This window comes from Serratia sp. CY33802 (genome assembly GCF_052169095.1).
GTDB lineage: Bacteria > Pseudomonadota > Gammaproteobacteria > Enterobacterales > Enterobacteriaceae > Serratia > Serratia bockelmannii.
Window position 1 is genome coordinate 695,927 of the sequence record NZ_JBJNLL010000002.1, and the last position, 21,485, is coordinate 717,411.

Consider the following 21,485-nt stretch of genomic DNA (forward strand, 5'->3'; position numbering starts at 1 on the left):
ACAAAGACAACGGATAAAACTTTTCGCACAAAATTCCTATAAATTAAAAATCTATAGAAAACACTGAGATCACATAAAAAACAACAAAATAGTTATAAAAAAAATTAGAAAGAATTTAAGAAGAAATTGAAACCATAGGACTATGCAAATACACAAAAAAACTGAGCATCACCCCCCTGAAATCAGCACAATGAATTACTCCTAAGAAATTATACTCAAGTTATATTTTAGATATAGAAGAGGAATAATTCATAACCTTCACTGAAAAACAAGTAGCAAGTAAATAATTAGTAAGCATATAAAAAATTCATTATTATAATTCAGGGGCAGAAACACAGAACCCCACGGAAACGAACTTGACCTTCTGCCATGCTACCGCAAGGAGTGAACACTGCGCCGAGAATATACTTTTATCGATGACATAACCCCCACGAAACTATTTAACGACGGAAAGAGTGTCGCTTCCCGCCTAGTGCCAAAGAAATTGCCTGCTCCTCTCTGATAGAGGAGTGAACACCTAAAGGGTTATATAAATAACTTTTGACAAAACTTTGTTATCAGCTTAATTACGATGAGCTGTTGCCTCTCTCTAAAAGCATGTAATATATGGCATTAAATCATGAACAGAATTTAAATAGAAATGGAAAATAGTAAAAAATGGATGGGCAATAACATCTCTATTGAGATAAAACAAAGGAGGGGCTAAAAGAAATAAATTGCAAACGCTAACCGACGATTCGCCTCGTATACAAAGTAAATCTTGATAAATTTATGGGTAGCTTAGAAAAATGATCACAACAGAGAGGAGATACATCATCAGTATCAAGGGGAAACCGCTATCATTGGGGATGGCGAAACACAGGAAATATATTATAACTTACGAGGGGGGCGGAATAGCGCTATCAATCTTGCCATAGAAATATACGAGAGAACAATGCGTTAGCAGGAAAACTCTCTCGTCAAATTAGCATTGGATAATCTTTAGAGACAACAAAATGTAACAAGCCCATTAATTCAGCATAAACTTAAACAAGCAGAAATCAATCTTCAACGTATTCCTCCGTATTGAATTGCCTTACACATCGCTCAACTAATAAAAAATCATAAAACACAGGGATATCGGGAAATTAGATAATATTTAATATCACTAAAAATGAAAATATTTACTCATCTATTTTACCAAAACCTTTCCAAATCCCCGGACTGCCAGCTTCAACACAAACCCACCCCATGAAACTACCACTCTGTGGTAAGGAGTTATCGATAACATCACCAACAGAAAAGTGGCCGTTCTTTGGAGGCCCAGGCAGTAATAAGCGTCTTATCGGTGGGATAATTACGCGTGACTCTACGCCAAGAACGGTAAATCTACCGAAGACGTTATTATTTAGCCACATCCCATCTTTTGAACCAAATTTGACATCACCTGCAACCATGCAGTCATCAATTAGCACATTCGGTGCTTTTGAATCAATAAAAATATCCCCCTCAATAATAGAAGAAATAACTCTTAGCCTCAATTTCTTTGAGCCAGACTTGGCAAAAAATGACTTTTTGATACGGCAGTTCTCAAGAGAAACGTCACCATCAAGGTTTGACCAGTTAATTGAATTAAAGATGCAATCTTTGAAAATTTTAAACCCCGAGGTGGATATTGCATCAACCGTATCAATAGTTACATCTTTGAAAGTGAACCTGCTATTAGTCCCTGTTTTTATTTGTATATTTTTCGCCGGGCTGCACCTATGCGAATCAATATAAAATTCACCATAAACATGCTTCAAAAGATATTTAATTTCATCACTTCCTCCGCCACTAACTTTAATTGTCCCTTTTCTCTGCATAAATAGAGTACAGCCCTCAGTACCAGAGACATCCCAATGTGCATTATATTCAGCATGCAAGTTAACGAAATAGTTTTCTATGCCGCCGGCAAAGTCACAAATAGGTGAAACAGGGTTATCTTCCCATTGGCAATCATTAAAACGAAGATAATTGCAATCATCTTTAAGTGATGACATTATAACAATTGGACTAACCAGCGTTTTAGACTCATCAAAGCCATCTTTTAAATTGGCTCTATCGCCAGATGTTCTTCCACAATTGAAAACATCAACTTGTTCAAAAACAGAATCTTGGCATTTATCGATAAATAGTCCCGCACCATCAAACCCCTCCAGAGTAACCTGCTCTAGACGCATTGCATATTGATATTGCAGAAAAAAACCATGACACTTGCTCAAATTTCCAATGAGTTGAATATTGCTAATGGACACAGCACGAAAGCCAGGACTTTTAACAGATTTATCAGATTTCCCAGGAAAATGAAAAACACCGAAATTTTCGTAGCCTTCATTCATGCGAACATCAATGACCGTGCCCCCTTTCTTGCCAAACCCATCTATCTTGGCCCCAGAGTCTAAAGGAAAGATAATTGGTGTTTTAACTACCAATTTTCCTCTCGGCAAAACGATTCTACGATTGCTGGAAAAATTAATAGCGCGAGTAATCGCCGGTCCATTATCATCTTGTATATCGCTAATCCCAAAATAACTGCCTAAGATAGGCTCATCGTTTGAAAATACTCTTTTCCAACGTTTACCATCATCTGTAACAATTACCATCCCTCCATCATCAGGAGAAGTGTTGTCATCTGCATCGTAATAGAACTCCCCACCTCCTGAATGTTGAGATTGCACGGACGGCTTATGGTTAGCGACTACGCTTTTCATCACGGAATTAACTGCAGTAGTACCTGACGATGAATAATAGCTGAGTACATTTATTCGTTGACCAGGACTGATTGGAGACAGTTTCTTTAAGCTTCCAATATCAGGGCAATTACCAGCTGAAGAACCGGCACTTGCATTTTTTATTGAATCATCAGCAAGGGCATTTTCTGTCCTTGAAATAGCAACAATGGAAGCCAATGCCATAACGACACCGCTCTTGAGTGATTCTCTCTTAGAAAAATCAGGGTTACTTTTCTTCATTTTCTGACTCCAGAATAAATTTATTGGTCTTGTCCCCAGAGAGATATCAACATACTAACAAGCAGCTTTAAATGAGATCACTCCTACTTTTTGTGTGATTTGAGTATATATAGTAATAGGTCAGTATTATAAAACTATCAACAGTAAAGAATGTTACAGTGGCAGTAAAAAGAACCAAGATAACAACATCATAACTATCTAACTTCAAATACATACAGAAAAATATTATTGCGATGAGACCAATAACCCCCATCTCCATGGCAACACCTAGAAGTCCAACATTTGGCTTGAAACCGAACCCCCCCAAATAATCCACAATAGGCTGATAGTTGGTAAAACATTCGTATTCTTTTCCACACCCAATTAAGAAGCTCGGTACATTCATATTCAAGACTAAATATGATGCAGAAAAGCGATGTGCTATAGATTGATTTTCGTAGAAAAAGGCAGGAACACCGACATTGAGATAGTTGGCGATCGAAACGAAAACGACAATGAAAAGTGAAAAAGTGAGCACAACAGGAATTTTAGCCAATATACGCCGAAAAGGGTAAACAGCTGCTATAAGAAAAAGTATAACTGAGGCCTTAGACAAGCTGAAAATATATCCTAATGCAAATAATACAATCTCCCAAGCCCTTAATTTAAAATCTCTTAGTCTTATCATAAACGAGATGATTAATAGGGAAACAAAAAAACCAGCCTCTCGTGATAACCCCGACATTCTTGGCAACAGAAAAACTTCATATTGGTTAGTAAAAGTTTTAGTTGCATAGTCACCCCATATTGCAATCGATATTGCCTTTGGTCCTATTGCAGCAGAATAGTTTGTACCAGCGAATTCATATAAGGAAAATTGTAAAATACACCAGAGAACGGAAATGAGCATACAGACATATATTTTACTAAAAACAGGCTTTCCTATTTTATGAATATATGCAACACCCAATACAAGAGCAAATGTCTTGATGACTAAATCGTACCGCCAAAATGCCAAGCACAAGACAGTCCACACACAAAAAAACAATAAAATCTTTAAAGATACTGTAGACAATTTTCTTATAAACTCATAATCCATGAAAACCAAAGGAATCCAAAGATACAAAGTCACATCGCCCACGTAAGGGTTGAAAGGTGTAGCGATGAAAAAGAAGGCAATCCCCCACCTCAGAATATTTAGGAAAAATCTTTCCTTTTCGCTACTATCAACGATAGCGTGTGTTGTAATACTCATTGATTCATGCTCTCATAAAGAAAATTTTCTTATAATATACTAACCACAAATCACAATCAATAAGCTGATTTATTTATAAATCCTTTAAAGACTGTAAGAAAAATAATTCGAATGTCGAACCAAACGCTCCAATTCCTAATGTAATCGAGATCATATTCAACTCGGCTCTGCATTTTGTCTAGAGTGTCCGTTTCACCTCTCCATCCATTTATCTGGGCCCAGCCAGTGATTCCTGGTTTAACTTTATGACGCAGCATATAACCTTTAATTAGCTTTCTGTATTGTTCATTATGCGCTACTGCATGTGGACGAGGTCCAACAATAGACATGTCCCCCATCAAGACATTTATAAATTGCGGAAGTTCATCAAGTGATGTTCTACGTAAAAAACCACCAACAGCAGTAACCCTAGCATCACCTTTTTTTGCCTGGACAACTTTATCTCCATTTTCCATAACACTCATGGATCTAAACTTCCAAACCATTATAGATTTCCCATCCATGCCATAACGTCTCTGTTTGAAGATAATCGGTCCTGGAGACGTGAACTTAACAAATATCGCAATCAATAAAAGAACGGGAGAAATAAAGATTAATATTGCAAGCGAAAGTAAAATATCCTCGACGCGTTTTATTATTTTATTGACACCGCTGATTGGCGTATCAAAAAGGGAAACTACAGAAACTCCGTTTATTTCTTCGCTACGCGACTGTAGAATATTAAAAGTAAAAACATCTGGTATAAGCATAACCGAGCAAGTTGTATCAGATAATTCAGCCACAGTATCCTTGATTAAACGTTCTTGCTCCATTGGCATCGCAATATAAATTCTATCAATCCGGCCATCTTTTGCATCCCTGATAAGCTGTTCTAAATCACCACATTTTTCAACTTTCGTGTCTATAGAGTCATATTCGTCATCATATATTCCGAGAACTTTGAAGCCCATCCAATGAGCATCATTTAAAGTTTCAGCTAGCTTGATACCTACAGGGAGTGATCCCATGATCGCAACATTACGGGTGTTAAACCCCATATTGCGCATATAGCCAAGCAATAAACGAATAATCGAGCGAGAAATTATCAAACCACAACATGCTAAGAGGTACCATTCAGCATATAGCGTTAAATCACTATAAAAACCATCGATAAAAGATATAATACCAATAGTCAATAAAACACTTAAAGACCAGTTTTTTATGATAAGTTGAATCTCTAAGGCAACACGGACCCCACGCCACGAGCGATAAAACTCGGTTATACCACCTGCCATTTGAAATATGACGATTGATATCAATACTACAACCCAATGCTGCATGGTAAATACATTGCCTGACAGCTTGCATGCTAAATAGAGACAGAGGCTTATAATGATAATATCTGAAAACCGCTGTATCATTGAAGTTAGAGATGCATTAGATTGTAGAGCACCACGACGAAAACCATTCATAGCTGTTTGCCTATTAACCAACATAGTATAACTCCTGCCCCAGTACCTGTCAGATTAAAAATATAATTTTTACAAAACAGAAGAATACATTTTATATCAGAAGAATCGCGTTCAATCTTTCTATTACAGGAAAGATATCTTCGTTGCGCTTTAAATATCATGCACCAAGATCAAGGTACACTTTTTTGGTTGCTGCAATCATCTTGTCCGCCGTAAATCTCTTACTAAACGTATCTCTTGCTGCATTCCCCATTCTCTGCCATTCCTCTCTTGATGTACTTTCGAGTATATGACATAGCTCCTCCGTTTGCTCAGGAGAAAATAACCGACCATTTATGTGATCGTCAACGACCTCGGGGAAAGAACTACAGTTACTCGCTAAAATAGGTAATCCATAGCTCATTGCTTCCAATGGAACCATTGCAAAACCTTCCCATCGGCTTGGTATTAGCAATACATCAGCGCGACAGAAATGTGGTGCCAATTGTTCAGCGGATAACCAGCCGGCATATGTGGTCTGCGGAAGATCTTGAATCTTATCATTTTCATTTTCAAGCACAAAATCGCCGACAACTGTCAAATGGAATGCTTTTCCTTCTAATTGGCGCATAGCTTTGGATAAAATATCAAAACCTTTTTGGTAGTCGAACCGACCAACAAAAAGAAGTTGAATAAGCTCATTACTTTCAAAGGAATTGACTTTTTTAGCGTAATTGTCATTACTCGGAACGCCATTATGAACGACGACCAGTTTATTCTCATTAAGCCCCGCATCAACAGCTATTTTCTTTTCACAATGACTGACACAAATGACCACATCAGTTATAGGAAGCAATAGTTTTTCGATGACAGTATATATACGTGATTTAAATCGAGATACTGTCATCATAAATGCGAAAGCATGCGGGCAATATATTACTTTTGGGCGATAGATTGGCCAGAGAAGAATCAACGACAATCGTCCTAAAGCACCAGCAAAACTACTATGCAAATGAACCACCTTTGGTCGATGTTTCAATACAACTCTCGTAAATATAAAGAAAAACTGTAGAAAACCGCGAATCCCACGCCCTAATCGAGGAAAAGATTTTATCGACCTAGAGTCAACACCATATAGTTCTGAAGCTTGGTCAGCAGGAACTAAACAACAAATGTTTTCCTGCCCTTTATCAGCAATCTGACTTTTTGCCAACTGACGAAGGACCGTAGCCACTCCCCCCTTGATTGTTTCTGCTGCATGAAGAACTCTCATCAAATCTCCCAGTAATATTTATTATAAATATTGTGAAATTATTTTATCAACTGCTTGTGCCGATTTCCCCCATGAGAAGCGACGTGTGTTTTCAAAACCCAGCCTTATGAGCTCCTCGCGGACAGAATCATTGCAGACGATCGTTTCCATTGCAGTAGCGATTTCATCAATTTTGTAGGGATCAAAATATAAGGCACTCGTCCCTAGAACCTCAGGAATCGACGCAGAAGAAGAAGCTATAACTGGACACCCGCAAGATTGAGCCTCGAGAGGAGGGATCCCGAACCCTTCATAGAAAGATGGGAAAACAAATGCTGTAGCATTCTGATATAATTTAACAAGTTCCAGGTCATCGACACGTCCCAAAAACTCTATATTTGAATTAGTATTCTCGGCGCTCGCATACATCTGCTTATTGAAGTTATCAGCAGAGCGTCCAATAATCTTTAATTTAATATCAATTTTATCGTCTAACATGGCAAAGGCTTTTAACATGCCATGAAAATTTTTATGGTAATTAGGGGAGGATACAGCAAGAAGGTATTTTTCTTGTCTATCTGAATCAGTCGTCTTAAATTTGTCAGATGACGCATTATAAACAACTGATATTTTTTCCTTTTCCACATTGAAAGCTTTGGCTATCTCACCCTTAGAAAACTCACTAACCGTAATAATCTTCCGGCTATTTTTTAGCATAATAGGAATGATTAAGTTATAAATATAACGGAATTGTCTAGAAAAACTCTCAGGATATCTCTTGTAGGTAATATCGTGGTGTGTGACGATTTGATTTCTATAGAATAAGGGGGCAGTACTGCACAGGTTAAGTAACGGTGGAGAGCCAATACTTTTAAGATATTTTGGGAGATCGATTTGTTCCCATAAATGACCATGTTTTTTTCCAATCACCTTGAGTTCAAAAGAAGGATCAGCCTCAATCTTCAATTTCTCATCAGGAACGAGGAAAACCACATCGCCTCTGATTGCATTCAAACTTCGAGATATCTGTTCTGCGAAACGCTGTACGCCCGTCATATCCTGCGTAAGAAACCTTGCATTAATATAAAGCATTAAAGGCACCAATTATTAATCATTATTAAGGGAGGTTTAAATATCACGGTTGACATCAATATAGTTCGATATATTTCCCTGCAATATATTTTATATCAAAATCCAGAACCGGATTTACATTAAATGTAGGATGAGTCATAAGGTAGCTAATATTAAAGTCTTGGATGGGGAATATATTATCATAAAGTTTTGCTATTTCAGCCACCCCTCCCGTAAAATTAGTATAAACAACTTTCCCTGCATTGGCGGATTCAGCAACTGCCCGTCCAAATGGTTCGTTCCATTTATTAGGCAGAACCACAACATCAATCGACGCCATAAAATCCTCTACCTTAATAAAACCCATCGTTTTTATATTGCTGGCAGATGCTAATATTTCTAATTCATTACCTTCAGTATCATTACCGAAGCGCCCTGCGGCATAGAAATCAATACCTTTGGTATTTCTATATTTTGCAGCTAACGAACAATAATCATCAAACCCTTTGTCTCTAGTCAATCGTCCAATGAAGCCCACCCGCACATTTTCATGATTCTTTTTATCGCTTTTAAAATCAATACATGAAATAGGATTATAGATATATGCATGAGTAGAGTTAATGCCAAATTTATTTGACCTATGAAGCTTAGAAATATACTCACTGATACCCACAAAACAATCAACATTTCTACTGCATATTTTTTTCACAGCAGAAAGTAGTTTTACTCCAATACTATTAACATCAACATTATTACCCGACTTAAACAATGTACTGTTCGGATGAAAAAGATAGTAATCTCGCGTGGTGTGGACTATTTTTATTTTTTCTTTTTTAGCTGCTTTCCAAACAGAAACTGAAAAGCCACTTAAGTTGTTTGTATGTACAACATCAGGTTTTATCCTGGCCAATTCTTTACCAACAAGTGACATCATCCAAGGGTTGTACATGTCAATGATATGCCATGCGAGTTTTATTAATCGCCCTTTCCTACCATTGGAAAATGGCCAGTAAATATTTTTTAGAGGAAAATAAAAAACACGAACACCATTTAGAGTATCTTTCAATATATCACTGTGGTCGTGCAAACAAAAGATAGTCACATCGTGACCATTACGGATTAACTCCTCTGCCAGCAGTTGAACAGAAACTTCAGCACCACCTACTTTATAAGGAGCATAAAGTGTATTGATCATGACAATTTTCATAGCCTACCTATTTAAGCGTGGAAGAGTTTAATCAAAGCACCTTGTTAATCAGTTCAATGTTGGCATTATTATATCGAGAATAATTATCGTATATACAGCCGACAAAAGACTTCCACTCTGGGGACAAATTAGCCTCATTGATAACGTAAGACGTTATTTTTATCTTATCCCCGTAGATCATGATCAAATTGTCGTATAAAGAAGAATAAAACCCAGCAATCGAAGACACATTCTCTTTTTCCATTAAAGGATACACTTCGAAAGGAAAGTCAAATCTTTTCACTTTGACAAGCTCCGATATCCTTTTTATTTTTTCAGCTCTTTCTCTACGATGTGGGACATAATAAAAAACAGATTCAGGCTTTGAATTCAATAAGTCTTTTATCATATTTAATGTTAATTGAATATCATCAACCGATGTTACTCCGGCCTCAAAAAGTGGTGACCCAATAATAAACACTTTATTATCGTTACTGGGTAAGCTTGCTAGCTTTCTTTTATAATTTTCGTAACAGTGCCTTATGACAACATCACTCTTCTTGACTTTTTCTTCAATGTTATATACGGAAAAGAATGTGATTTTTTCGAACTCATTGTTAACCATACCAATGGATTTCAAGAAGAAAGACTTGATAATTTTTCGCGGACTAATTCCCTCCTCTCGATTTATTCTTAGCGTCGCCGTCCCATCATCAAGAAGAACAATGTTTCTTTTTTTAAATTTTCCGGCTAGCATCCAGAAAACACGCGCACGGTATTCTCCTGCAATAAGAGTGACTCTGTTTTTATTTATTGAATTTTCACCAATTCCTTTAAGAACACTTTTGATCTTAAATGAGTTTTTTAGAGTTCCTTCCACATCAATAGTAACCAATTTTTTGTACTTAATCATATCCACTATATTCATGATCTGATTATAATTAAGTGCAGAGTTTTCGGTTTTTTTATTGATAATCAAGATCTCCAGACTTATATTTTTAGCATCCAAAAACTCTATTAAATTAAACGCCTGCAATGGCGATTCGATATACGCAATATAAGCATCCATAATTATTTCACCATAGCACTCATTCAATTGTTATTTTTAGCCTTAAGATATATCAGTGGAATTTTTTTTCATCACGTAATTTTATATAATGCTCAACATCTCGTTGAGAAAACACTTTTGCCGGATGTCCTCCTGCAATAGCAAACGCAGGAACATGCTTAGTTACGACACTGCCTGCCTGTATGATCGCACCTTCACCAATTGTAACACCTGGAAGTATAATCACATTGACTCCAAGCCAAACATTATCACCGATAATAACATCCTTGATAATATAAGTACTATCGTATGGGATAGCATTGCCGTGGTGATTATGATTTTCCGTAATTAAAATGCATCCAAATCCACAATGAAAATTATCCCCGATGGTAACATTCCCTTTACCAATAACAGTAAGACCATTAGAGTTAAAATTATCACCCAATTTTGTTTTATTATTGACAATCGTCAAATAATTAACCTTCGGATTTTTACCGCAACTTTCCACCATGTTTACAACTTTTTGGCGATATATTGCTTTTTTTCTATTCCTAAGCCAACGTTTTAGAACTGCTATCATTTTATCTGAGACCTCCGTAACTCTCGCCTTCCACAAACAATAGTGACAACGCAGGCGAAAAGACTTGATAACGTGTATACCAAGCAAAAATACTCTACTCTTATCTCTGTCACAGTTATGATGAAGATACCAATCAAATGTGTAATCATCGACCCCATAGTGATAATTGAAATGACTTTATTTTTGCGGTAATAAAATAAAGAATGAGTAAAAACATAATAGATAGATAAGAATGCAGTTCCCGGAAGAAGAATATTAAAGTAATAAATCGCGCTGTTAAACTCAGTTTCAAATAGGTAAGGAAAAACAAACGGCAAAATGACAAAATACGCTACACAAGCGATAATCACCAAGCCTGTATAGCCATACTGAATTAATTCCACGCCTTTAAAATCATTCGCTTTAAGCTTGCGATAAATGAAAGGTTGGAAAGCCTGGTTGATTACGCCGAAAAAGAGCATAACGATAGAGGTTAGCTGAAACGCCAAACCATAAACCCCGACTACCGCTGTACTCATGTAGTGGGCTATGAAGAACCGATCTACAGAGGATTTAATCCAATAACTGCCGTGATGCGGCAATAGGGATACCCCGTAGCTAATGATTTCCTTATAACGCTTGCGCACCGGTTGGAACACACTGCGCTCAACCGCTATTTTTCTGTAAACAAAGAACTCATAGGCCAACTGAATACTGAAAAATGATGCCGCTATCGCTATCAAACGTTGTCCTGGCGTCGCCGCTATCATCTCAAAAAGAGCGATCGTGAATAAAACGTTGAATGCGGAAAGCAAAAATTGTCCGATAGCAGCAACTTTATAGGTCTGACTAATGCGCAAATGCGATAAATTGATAAAGTTCAGCGCCTGTGCCAGAGAGGCTAAAACAACCAGAAAACCATCGCTGAAAGAAACTGATATCTTGGCGACCAGTGTGACAATGTAGAATATAGCCATCAATAGCACGCTCGAAGCGAAAGCTAAGGTGATGTTATCTCTACGAAACACCAGGGAGCTCCCTTCCCCCTCCTGAATGTATTTGACCGGCAACAGACCTTGACCACTGAACGAAATGAAAATGATCAAGATCTGAATAACGGACAAATAAAGAGTCAGCGCGCCGTACCCCGACGCGCCAAGGTGTGCTGTCAAATAAGGCAATATGATGAAGCCGATGACCTTGCCGAGAATATCCCCTACCGACAAGGCCGCAGCCCCCATAATGGCTTTACTCATTTACAGATACTTTTCCAGGAAGTTAAGCGCATGCCAAAACCCTTCTCCTTGGTTTTTGTGCCCCTGCCACACTTCAGGAATAAACTGCGCTCCCGGCGCATGACAACGCAGATCATCAGCCAGCTCGTCAAAGTTCACATCGCCTTTACCGATCTGTACCCCTTCACCGTCCACTCCCAAAGCATCAACAATATGCATATGTGCGGTGTAAGGACCGACCTTCTGGGTAAAGTCATGCAGATCCCATTGGTAGTAATTGCAAGCCATCATAGAATGCGACGTGTCATAGCAGATGCGATAACCGTATTTTTCACAGAACGCTTTAATCTCGTCCGGATCAACAAACAGGTTATGATAGCTCTGACCACCAAAGTGCCATGGGAACGGAGGCATCGTCTGGATGATGATTTCAACGCCTTCTTGATTGATTTCACCCAAAGCCGCGCCAATGCGGTCGTACATCGCCTGGCGTGACTCTTTTGGCAAGAACCCGGTGGTATTGAAACCGCCCGCATTAACCACGATGACAGGACGCTCAGTTTTCGGGAAATATTGCTTCAACGCGCGAGTCACATCACAGACACGCTGCAACTGTTTGATCGAATGAGCAAGATAAACTGGATCATCCGTCGCCAAGTCTAAAATGTGATCGTTGGCGAACAGCTCAGGGCTATGTACCGCAAAACCGATATTTTCAGCGCCGGAGAAGAATTCAGTCAAATCCAGCTCCATGTCCTGATAGCTCAAATGGAACTCGACGAAATCCAGATTGGATTTATTCTTCAACTTGCCGTAATCGTGATAGCGCACAGGAATGCCGAACGGACGATTGAAATCATAGTCCTTGGCTTCTATCGCCACGTCATTCAGATCCGACTCGTAGAAATACCCTCCTTTTTCGTGGTCACGATTGGCTTTCTTACCGACCAATTGCTCCAGATATAGAGGCTGCAGGCCCTGGCCCGGACTCTTCACTTCAACCATCTCGCGAGTGATGATTTCACCTTTTTTCAGATCGCGATTGATAATCAAACTTTTTGCCAGAGTTTCGCGGTTGATCATTTCCCCTTGGGTAATAGTACGTTCGCCGGCGTTGCCCATGGACTCTTCAACTTCGCGGATACGTACGACCATCTCTTTGAACTCAGGAGGTAACAACGACACCTTGTGGTCGTTGCCTTCCATGGATTTGTCGATAGTGAAGTGTTTTTCGATCACTCTGGCGCCCAATGCGGTCACGGCGATCGGCACTGAAATGCCTCGCTCATGACCAGAATAACCGACCAGACAGCCCGTCACCTGCTGCAGACGCTTGATATAGGCCAGGTTGACGTCTTTAAACGGGGTCGGATAAGTAGAGTTGCAATGCAGGATCACAAACTCGGCACCTTTCGATTTCAAGAAGTCCACCGAGCTTTTAATTTCAGCTTCGCTGCACATGCCGGTAGAACAAATCAGCGGTTTGCCCGTAGCGGCCAACGCGGCCAACATTTCGTGGTTAGTGAAGTCTGCGGAAGCAACCTTATAACCTTCCATGCCATAGTCTTCCAACACTTGCAAGCTCTTCAGATCCCAAGGGGTACACAGCGGGGTCAGCCCCTTCTCCTTGCAATAATCGAACACTTCAATCAATTCTTCATTGCTAAGCTGGAATTTTCTCAGCAGATCCAGCGTGTACTGCGCGCCAAGATCGGCGGATTTGTCTTTATCGTTGCCGCCCTTATACAAAGAACTCAGATCGCGCATTTGGAATTTGACGCAATCGGCGCCCGCGTCAACCGCCAGGTCAACAAGATGCTTAGCCAGCTTAATGTCGCCATTATGGTTGTTGCCAATTTCAGCAATAATGTAAGTCGGCGAGGTCTCCGTGATAGTGTGTCTGCCAATCGTCAGACCTTTTTCGCTTTGCAGAGCAACGGCGACCAAACGACGATAATCGTCAACCAGTGGCAGAACGTCAACGCCATTCGAAAACAGCGATTCAATCTCATTACGTGGCGCATCCACTTTTTTATAGCGGACATTCTGATTCATCACTTCCGAAATTTCGCGGCTCAGGTCGAAATCGCCGTTAGTTATCCAACGGCGGAAATCGCCGTCCGAGAAAGAGCCGCACAGCTTGCCGTCTTCGGTGACGACAAAAATAATGCGTTTTTTATTCGAGTTGATTTTTTCTAAGGCTTTAATGATTGATTCGGTTTCAAACACTAAAAAGTCAGATATTTTTTTCTGAATTAACATGAATTATCTCCCACTCCAATTTTTCAAAATCACTTCAACAACCGCCCAGTCCAGCATGGTGTCAATTTCAAAACTTTCCTCTTCAGACATCTTATGCGCTACAACTTTGCCACCAAGACGATTACCGGTGCTGAGGAGAATTTCGCTTTTCGTAACGTAAATTGAACCATTTTCTTTGAGTTTAATACTTTCAGGCTTAATATCTTGCCGGCGCGGACGGTTTAAGTAATCGTAATAGGCTTTCGGATTATCTTCATTTTCCCACAAGAAATGCCAAAACTCACAAACGCTCAGCAATGAATCGGCTTTCTTTTCAAGAATCTTTCCGATTGCAGAATCAATCGCATCATCTTTGCGAACAGGAGAGGTAGCCTGCAACAAGACGGTATACTCAGGGTGATAATTCTCATTTTCAGCCAACCACTCCAGCGTATGCAAAAGTGCGGGCTCAGTCGCAGCGGTATCGTTCGCCAGATGGGCCGGACGCATAAAGGGGACTTCCGCGCCATATTCTCTTGCTATCGCAGCGATATATTCACAATCTGTTGAAACAATGACACGATCAATACTCGAAGAATTTAATGCCTGCTCTATGCTCCAAGCGATTAATGGCTTACCTGCAATTTCTTTAATATTTTTTTTGGGAATACCTTTCGACCCACCCCTTGCTGGAATAATTGCAAGATTACTCATTTTTTCTCCAAATATTCTGTATTATTAATTCTTCATTGAACTAAAAGCTCCTCTATATGAGGAGCTTTATTAATTTAAGAGAAGAAGAAATTACTTATACTCGTAAGCGTAATAGCCGTAAGCGTCACCGGATTTATTTTCAACGGCATTAAGAATAACACCTTTAATCTCGGTACCATTCTGTTCGAAACGACGAATACTCACTTCAATTTCTTTCAGTGAATTTATACCATGACGCGCAACAAGCAATGTTGTGCCTATGTTTCGCCCAACAATAGCTGCATCCGTAACCGCAAGGATAGGCGGCGTATCAACAAGCACTATGTCATAGTGTTCGCTTGCCCATGTTAAGAGTTCGGTTAACCGTTTATGCATTAATAGCTCAGATGGGTTTGGTGGGACTTTACCCCGAGAAATAAAGTCTAGACTAGATAACTCTGTCTTTTTAATTACGCTTTCGACAGACGTTTGACCTGATAAGAAATCTGAGAGCCCCATACCTAACTCACAACCTAACAGGCTATGTGCATAACCTTTACGCATATCAGCATCTATAAGGAGGACTTTTTGCCCAGCCTGTGAAACAACAGCAGCTAAGTTTAAACTTACAAACGTCTTACCGATATTCGGGCTAGCACCACATATCATCAACACATTATTTTTAGCTTCAATCATCGCAAAATGCAGGCTAGTACGTAGACTACGTACAGCCTCAATCGCAAGGTCTGCTGGGTTGCCTACAGCAAGCAACGAGTCAACATTAGCTTGATTCTTTCTTTGTCCTTTATTGAGGATAGAGCTATCTTTCTTCTGTTGCCATTCAGAAAGAGGAATACTCGCGTACACATTAATGCCTTGCTGTTCAAGTTCCTCAGGACTTTCTATCCCTCTGTGAAGCATATTTTTCAAGACTACTACAACAACTGAAAGCACACCGCCAAATAAAGTAGCAATAATGATGATTAGCACTTTTCTTGGTTTTACCGGTTTAGGGGCAGCCTCCGCAGAGTCAATAATGCGGACGTTACCAACGGTACTGGCTTTAGTGATCGAGAGCTCTTGCTGTTTATTCAGCAATTGCATATAGATTTCTTTCCCAGCATCAACATCTCGTGTTAAACGAAGTATTTCCTGCTGGGTTTGAGGCATCTTGCTAACACGTTTATTCAACTTATCTTTTTCTTGCTGCAATGTCGAGCGCTTCTCCATCAACGCTCGATATGCTGGGTGCTCTTTCGTATAAAGCTTGGATATTTCAGCCTCTTTGAAAGTAAGCTCATTCAATTGAGCTTCCACACCAACAATTGTATCCAGAACAGATTTTGCCTCTAAAGACAAATCGACAGAATCATTCTTTTGGCGAAAACTATTAAGTTTATCCTCTGCAGAATTTAACGACTCTCTGACTAATGGTAATTGATCTTTCAGAAATGCCAAACTACGAGCGGCTTCTTCTGATTTTCTTTCTACGTTTTGTTCAAGATAATTACGACTTATGCTATCTACAATTTTTTTAATTTGAACAGGATCATCACCATTATAACTTATTGACAGAACACCTGTGTCTTTCCCTTTATCTTCAACTGTCAGATTGTCTAAAAGGTTTAATGTTGCAGAAAGTTTTGACAGTTTTTCAATTTCAAAAACAACTCCCGGAGCGGATTCTATCCCACTGACAAGTAGAGATATATTACCACCTGACGCCAACTGCCCTACTCGGCCTTTAAATAAAAAATCACCATTCTTTGAAATGGTATAATTTTCTTTATCGACTACTGTCAATTCGATGTCAGCATCAGCTAGTTCAGGTGGTACACTTAACCGCGATAATGCGATTTGCCCTGGTTCTTCCCCCATCAGCCTAGCCCAACCGCGTCCGAATATAGGGAAATATTTCTGATTCGCGATCGTATCTAGATGCAGATCACTTACCGTTTTACCCAAAATCATCCGTGAAGTTATCAGCTCGATTTCCGTTGACGACGCAGGTTGTGCATCAGGAAGCATTTGAGTCAGGTCATTAACAAGCGAATTACCATCACTCCTTTCCACCTGAATTAATGCGTCGGCTCTATATATTGGAGTGGCAAAAAGACTATACAGGATTCCCAATACACAAAACAAAGTTGTGAACCCTAAAATCAACCAGCGATGATCAAAAAGGATACTAATCAATCTGGCTAAATCTATCTCATCATTGCTTTGGCTAGCTGGAAGCTGGCCAGCTTTACTGTTGTTAGTCATGTTGTTCTCTATTCAACGGTTTAAAGCATCAGCCCATTTCTGAGCTGATTCTGCAAGCAAATTGTAGGCATATTCAAACGCCTCAGGACTTTTCCTATAAGGATCAGGAATATCTTTTTGCCCTTGCCAGTGTGCAAAAAGCATTGTCTTCCCTCTTACTTCAGGAATGAGCCTACATACAGCATCTACATGTCCCCTTTCCATTACAAGAATGAGAGAATATTCTTGACACATACTCTTTGTAAGCTGCCGAGCCACATGACCCTCAAGAGAAATACCGTTCTTACTGGCTATCAGTGCCGCTTGATTATCAGCACTGTGTCCAACTAAAGCATGTATACCTGCGGAGGCAATATTTTTAGCCGGACACAGTTTTTTAAGCAAAGCCTCGGCCGTCGGCGAACGACAGATGTTGCCTACACAAACTACCAAAATGGAATCAAACATACTCTATGCCCTATGGCCAATTACGAATGCGCAATGTACCTTCAGTCAGGTCATTGAAGCTCGATATTGTAGGTGCCAGCTGACTGATAACACGGTTCCAACGGACAATCGGTGCTGCAGTAACATAGACGATATCATAAGGCTGAAGTTGGAATTCCGCCCCCATAACCATGGCTGTCGCATCAGCCATGTTCAACTGATAGATATCAGCTAATTTGCTACCCTGTGTACCATGGAGAGGTCGGATGACAAACACACCGGTTGCATCTGCAGTCGTTTGGCTTATCCCATTGGTATTACCTAAGGCCTCTGTGAGTGTCATACCACTCCGATCCATTTTCAGTGTCGCTGGTGTTTTGACTTCACCCATAACAAATATCTTAAGATCGTCATTTCGAGGAATATAAAGAATATCACCCGGGTACAATAATCTGTTCTGCGTAAGATCGCCGTTTTGCATCATTTTCTGCAAAGACAGGCGCTCTTCTTTACCATTGTGAGTGAGCACAATATTACGCCAATCAGCATTTTCCGTCAGGCCACCCGCGACGTTAATTGCATCAAGTACCGTCAAGGGAACATTAGTGATAGCTTGTTGCCCTGACTTCGATACCTCACCAGTAATGTAAGCTTTCTGCGAACGAAACGCAGCTATATTGACATCGACCTGAGGGCTTTCAATATATTGAGAAAGCCGACTTGCTATTTCAGAACGAACCTGGGTCGCAGTTTTTCCCGCTACACGAACTTTACCAATATAAGGATAAAAAATTGTACCATCCGATTGGACCCAGTTCCCCGTATCGCTAGCGCTTCGGTATTGGCCTGCTGGTGTAGTCAACTCCGGGTGATCCCACACAGTCACATTAAGGACATCACCAATACCGATATGATATTCGTAGCTACGAAGTGCTTGTTCAAGCAACGCATTCGGCTGAGCGACTACTCGTGGGGGACGAAGCTTGTCAATTAACTTTGGCGTAACCGGATATACATTCACCAGTTCATCGATATTAAAATCACTATCCTCTTGTTTTACCGTGTCTTTTCCTGATGTGTGTAAATGCTGTCCGGGAAGGATAGTACAACCACTGAGGATACCGACGGATACAAGTATCGATATAATTTTCAATTTTCTTTTTGCCATCGAGTTATCATCACTTTCAAGTATGTGTTTCAACAAAGCTGACAAGATAATCCTATCTAACCTTGTCAGAGCTGATTTGCAATCTAACGAAAATTCCAAGTACAAAGTCATGTGAATACTGGTCTGTAGCATTCGTCAAGACGTGCACTCTCCCGTCATTGAGCTATCGTTGAAGTGTCAGAAGATAGTATTAGGATGGGAAGAGTGGTCGCCATCCTGGCAAATCAATTACCACGTCTAACACTGACATTCGCATCCAAAGTCTACGAACTGCCGTCTGGCCGTTATCTCTTTCAATCTGGTGCAGACTCAGGGTGAAAAAAATCTAAACAATACCGGCCACTGGAGGATTTTAATATAAAAACCACTCATGCGAAATGCTGGCGTTTAAGGCTAAGCCCCTCACTATGAGGATTTATAACCTCTGAAACGCCAACTTTTCTGCCCACTCGCGGAAGGCTTTACCCTGCGTAGGATGGCGCAATCCGTAAGTCACGAATGCCCGCAGATAGCCCATCTTCTCACCGCAATTGAACGACTCACCAACCAATTCAGTGGCCTCTACTATTTGCTGCTGAGTCAGCTCAGCAATAGCATCTGTCAGCTGAATGCGTCCCCAAGCGCCCGGCTCAATTTTCTCGAGAATAGGCCAAATATCCGCAGATAGCACATATCGCCCAACGGCTGAGTAGTTTGATTTTAGCGGAACATCGCGTCCCGGCTTCTCGATTATTGAACTGATACGTGAAGAATCGCCAGGTTGCAGTGCGTTATTCTCACATTCGACAACAGAATACTCACGCAGAGTATGCTCGTCGACCGTTTGAACCAGTATCTGGCTATGGCCCGTTTCTTCGAAACGAGAAATAAGATGCGGCAAATTATCTTTTCTCAGGTCAGCCTTGGCATCGTCAAGCAAAACATCTGGCAACAGAACAACAAACGGCGAATCACCGACCAACGGTTTAGCGCAGAGAACGGCATGTCCCAGTCCTTTTGGTTGCCCCTGGCGAATGTGCATCAGCGTCACGCCTTTTGGCGTTATCGACTGCACTTCATCCAACAGCTGCCGCTTCACACGGGCCTCCAGCATCGCCTCCAGCTCGAATGAGGTATCGAAATGGTTTTCGATGGCGTTCTTGGAAGAATGCGTCACCAGGATGATCTCTTTGATCCCTGCCGCGACGCATTCGTTGACAATGTATTGAATCAACGGTTTATCAACGATTGGCAACATCTCTTTCGGAATCGCTTTGGTCGCCGGCAGCATGCGCATGCCCAATCCGGCAACGGGAATAACCGCTTTCAACTTCGTCATGGTAAACCTCATTCATTCTCGTGTTCGCTCTCAGCCGCGGTGGCGACAACCTGTTACTTTCCCAACGTCTGCTTCAACCAGTGGCTGAAATTCTCACCTTCCGAACCGTGACGCAGACCATATTGCACAAACGCCTTCATATAACCAAGCTTGTCACCGCAATCATGGGATTTACCGCTCATATGGAACGCTTCCACCGTTTGCTCTTTCATCAACATCGCGATCGCGTCGGTCAGTTGGATCTCGTCGCCTGCACCAGGAGCGGTCTTTTCAAGCAGCGGCCAAATTTCTGCTGAAAGTACATACCGGCCGACAACCGCTAAATTGGAAGGTGCATCCTCACGGGCAGGCTTCTCAACCACCGCCGTCATCGGTGCGCTTTCTCCAGCAGCTATCGTCGCGCCTGCGCAATCTACCACACCATATTTGGACACATCTTGTTCCGGCACCGGTTCAACCATGATTTGGCTATAACCCGTATCATCAAAACGTTGGATCATTTTAGCCAGATTTTCTTTACGCAAATCCGCCGTAGAATCATCCAATAAAACATCGGGTAACAGCACAACGAAAGGAGAATCACCCACCATTGGTTTGGCGCAAAGCACCGCATGCCCCAACCCTTTCGCCTGTCCCTGACGCACCTGCATCACGGTAACATCCGGCGGACAAATACTTTGCACTTCACTCAGGAGCTGACGCTTCACGCGCGCTTCGAGCATGGCCTCCAGCTCAAAAGAAGTGTCAAAATGGTTTTCAATCGCGTTTTTCGATGAATGCGTGACCAATACGATATCTTTAATCCCCGCCGCGACGCATTCAGCAACAATGTACTGGATTAAGGGCTTATCGACCACGGGCAACATTTCTTTAGGAATAGCCTTGGTCGCTGGCAACATACGGGTTCCCAAGCCCGCAACGGGGATCACTGCCTTAAGTCTTGTTTGCATTTTCATTCCAATTCATCGTAGCGCTGCACTCACCTGTGCAGCGTGAACAAGGGGATTCAATCAGGCACGCTACCGCCCTTGGCTTGCAGCTACCAAAGTACTGTATTGACGCATCCACCCACGTCATTGTATGAGCCAGTAATTTTTATGCAAAACGGCACTCATTCTTCGTTTGAACTGTCATGCTGTTCACAAAAAAATAAAAAAATCGGTGCCTTTATAACCAAACGATGTTAGTTACTGCCGTTATATGACTAAGATTCTTATACTAATGCCTAAGTGATACAAGCCTTAGATCCCCCCAGCCAGCCGTTTTCAGAATAAGACTACTCATGCCACATACCGATAAGAATCATAGTTGAAGAAAATTGTTTTAATATTTTGATTTAAATATATTTAATAAGACGTTTCTTTTC

General features: G+C 40.8%; 16 protein-coding genes. All 16 read right to left on the reverse strand.

The window, feature by feature from the left end:
* Positions 1–1,163 precede the first annotated feature (1,163 nt).
* The 16 genes from ACJ8HA_RS09850 to galU all read right to left on the reverse strand — a co-directional run bounded on the left by ACJ8HA_RS09850 (position 1,164) and on the right by galU (position 21,069).
* Entirely contained in the window at positions 1,164–2,993 is a 1,830-nt protein-coding gene (locus ACJ8HA_RS09850; protein ID WP_197823930.1) for a hypothetical protein, read from the reverse strand.
* A gap of 67 nt (positions 2,994–3,060) precedes the next feature.
* Entirely contained in the window at positions 3,061–4,227 is a 1,167-nt protein-coding gene (locus ACJ8HA_RS09855) for a hypothetical protein (protein WP_197823929.1), read from the reverse strand.
* 56 nt (positions 4,228–4,283) lie between these two features.
* Positions 4,284–5,678: an undecaprenyl-phosphate glucose phosphotransferase gene (gene wcaJ, locus ACJ8HA_RS09860; protein WP_049205980.1), complete on the reverse strand. Its 1,395-nt coding sequence runs from the start codon at positions 5,676–5,678 to the stop codon at positions 4,284–4,286.
* Between the two features lie 157 nt (positions 5,679–5,835).
* The gene (locus tag ACJ8HA_RS09865; RefSeq protein ID WP_080287164.1) at positions 5,836–6,930 is read right to left on the reverse strand and encodes a glycosyltransferase; all 1,095 of its coding nucleotides are present in this window, start codon (positions 6,928–6,930) and stop codon (positions 5,836–5,838) included.
* A gap of 21 nt (positions 6,931–6,951) precedes the next feature.
* Positions 6,952–8,001 carry a glycosyltransferase family 4 protein gene (locus ACJ8HA_RS09870; RefSeq protein WP_049205847.1) on the reverse strand — a complete coding sequence of 350 codons (1,050 nt, stop codon included), beginning with the start codon at positions 7,999–8,001 and terminating at the stop codon, positions 6,952–6,954.
* A 55-nt stretch (positions 8,002–8,056) separates the two neighbouring features.
* A complete protein-coding gene (locus ACJ8HA_RS09875; RefSeq protein WP_235211398.1) occupies positions 8,057–9,175 on the reverse strand; it encodes a glycosyltransferase in 1,119 nt (372 codons plus the stop codon).
* A 43-nt stretch (positions 9,176–9,218) separates the two neighbouring features.
* Positions 9,219–10,235 carry a polysialyltransferase family glycosyltransferase gene (locus ACJ8HA_RS09880; RefSeq protein WP_049205843.1) on the reverse strand — a complete coding sequence of 339 codons (1,017 nt, stop codon included), beginning with the start codon at positions 10,233–10,235 and terminating at the stop codon, positions 9,219–9,221.
* A gap of 52 nt (positions 10,236–10,287) precedes the next feature.
* Complete coding sequence (locus tag ACJ8HA_RS09885; RefSeq protein ID WP_072008281.1) at positions 10,288–10,794, reverse strand: acyltransferase; 507 nt, start codon at positions 10,792–10,794, stop codon at positions 10,288–10,290.
* Positions 10,791–12,029, reverse strand: a complete 1,239-nt coding sequence (locus ACJ8HA_RS09890) for an oligosaccharide flippase family protein (protein ID WP_238969193.1) — start codon at positions 12,027–12,029, stop codon at positions 10,791–10,793. Before ACJ8HA_RS09890 ends, ACJ8HA_RS09885 begins: the two co-directional genes overlap by 4 nt.
* Positions 12,030–14,270, reverse strand: a complete 2,241-nt coding sequence (locus tag ACJ8HA_RS09895) for an N-acetylneuraminate synthase family protein (RefSeq protein ID WP_049205839.1) — start codon at positions 14,268–14,270, stop codon at positions 12,030–12,032.
* Positions 14,271–14,273: 3 nt separating this feature from the next.
* On the reverse strand, positions 14,274–14,963 hold the full coding sequence (locus ACJ8HA_RS09900; RefSeq protein ID WP_043142452.1) for an acylneuraminate cytidylyltransferase family protein: 690 nt from the start codon (positions 14,961–14,963) through the stop codon (positions 14,274–14,276).
* Between the two features lie 90 nt (positions 14,964–15,053).
* Positions 15,054–17,207, reverse strand: coding sequence for a tyrosine-protein kinase Wzc (wzc, locus tag ACJ8HA_RS09905; RefSeq protein ID WP_442515314.1), 2,154 nt, complete (start codon positions 17,205–17,207; stop codon positions 15,054–15,056).
* A 12-nt stretch (positions 17,208–17,219) separates the two neighbouring features.
* A complete protein-coding gene (locus ACJ8HA_RS09910) occupies positions 17,220–17,654 on the reverse strand; it encodes an arsenate reductase/protein-tyrosine-phosphatase family protein (RefSeq protein ID WP_072008271.1) in 435 nt (144 codons plus the stop codon).
* A 10-nt stretch (positions 17,655–17,664) separates the two neighbouring features.
* Positions 17,665–18,801 carry a polysaccharide export protein gene (locus tag ACJ8HA_RS09915; RefSeq protein WP_043142459.1) on the reverse strand — a complete coding sequence of 379 codons (1,137 nt, stop codon included), beginning with the start codon at positions 18,799–18,801 and terminating at the stop codon, positions 17,665–17,667.
* Positions 18,802–19,216: 415 nt separating this feature from the next.
* Positions 19,217–20,119, reverse strand: a complete 903-nt coding sequence (locus tag ACJ8HA_RS09920) for a sugar phosphate nucleotidyltransferase (RefSeq protein WP_043142447.1) — start codon at positions 20,117–20,119, stop codon at positions 19,217–19,219.
* Positions 20,120–20,172: 53 nt separating this feature from the next.
* Entirely contained in the window at positions 20,173–21,069 is an 897-nt protein-coding gene (galU, locus tag ACJ8HA_RS09925) for a UTP--glucose-1-phosphate uridylyltransferase GalU (RefSeq protein WP_049205978.1), read from the reverse strand.
* Positions 21,070–21,485 lie beyond the last annotated feature (416 nt).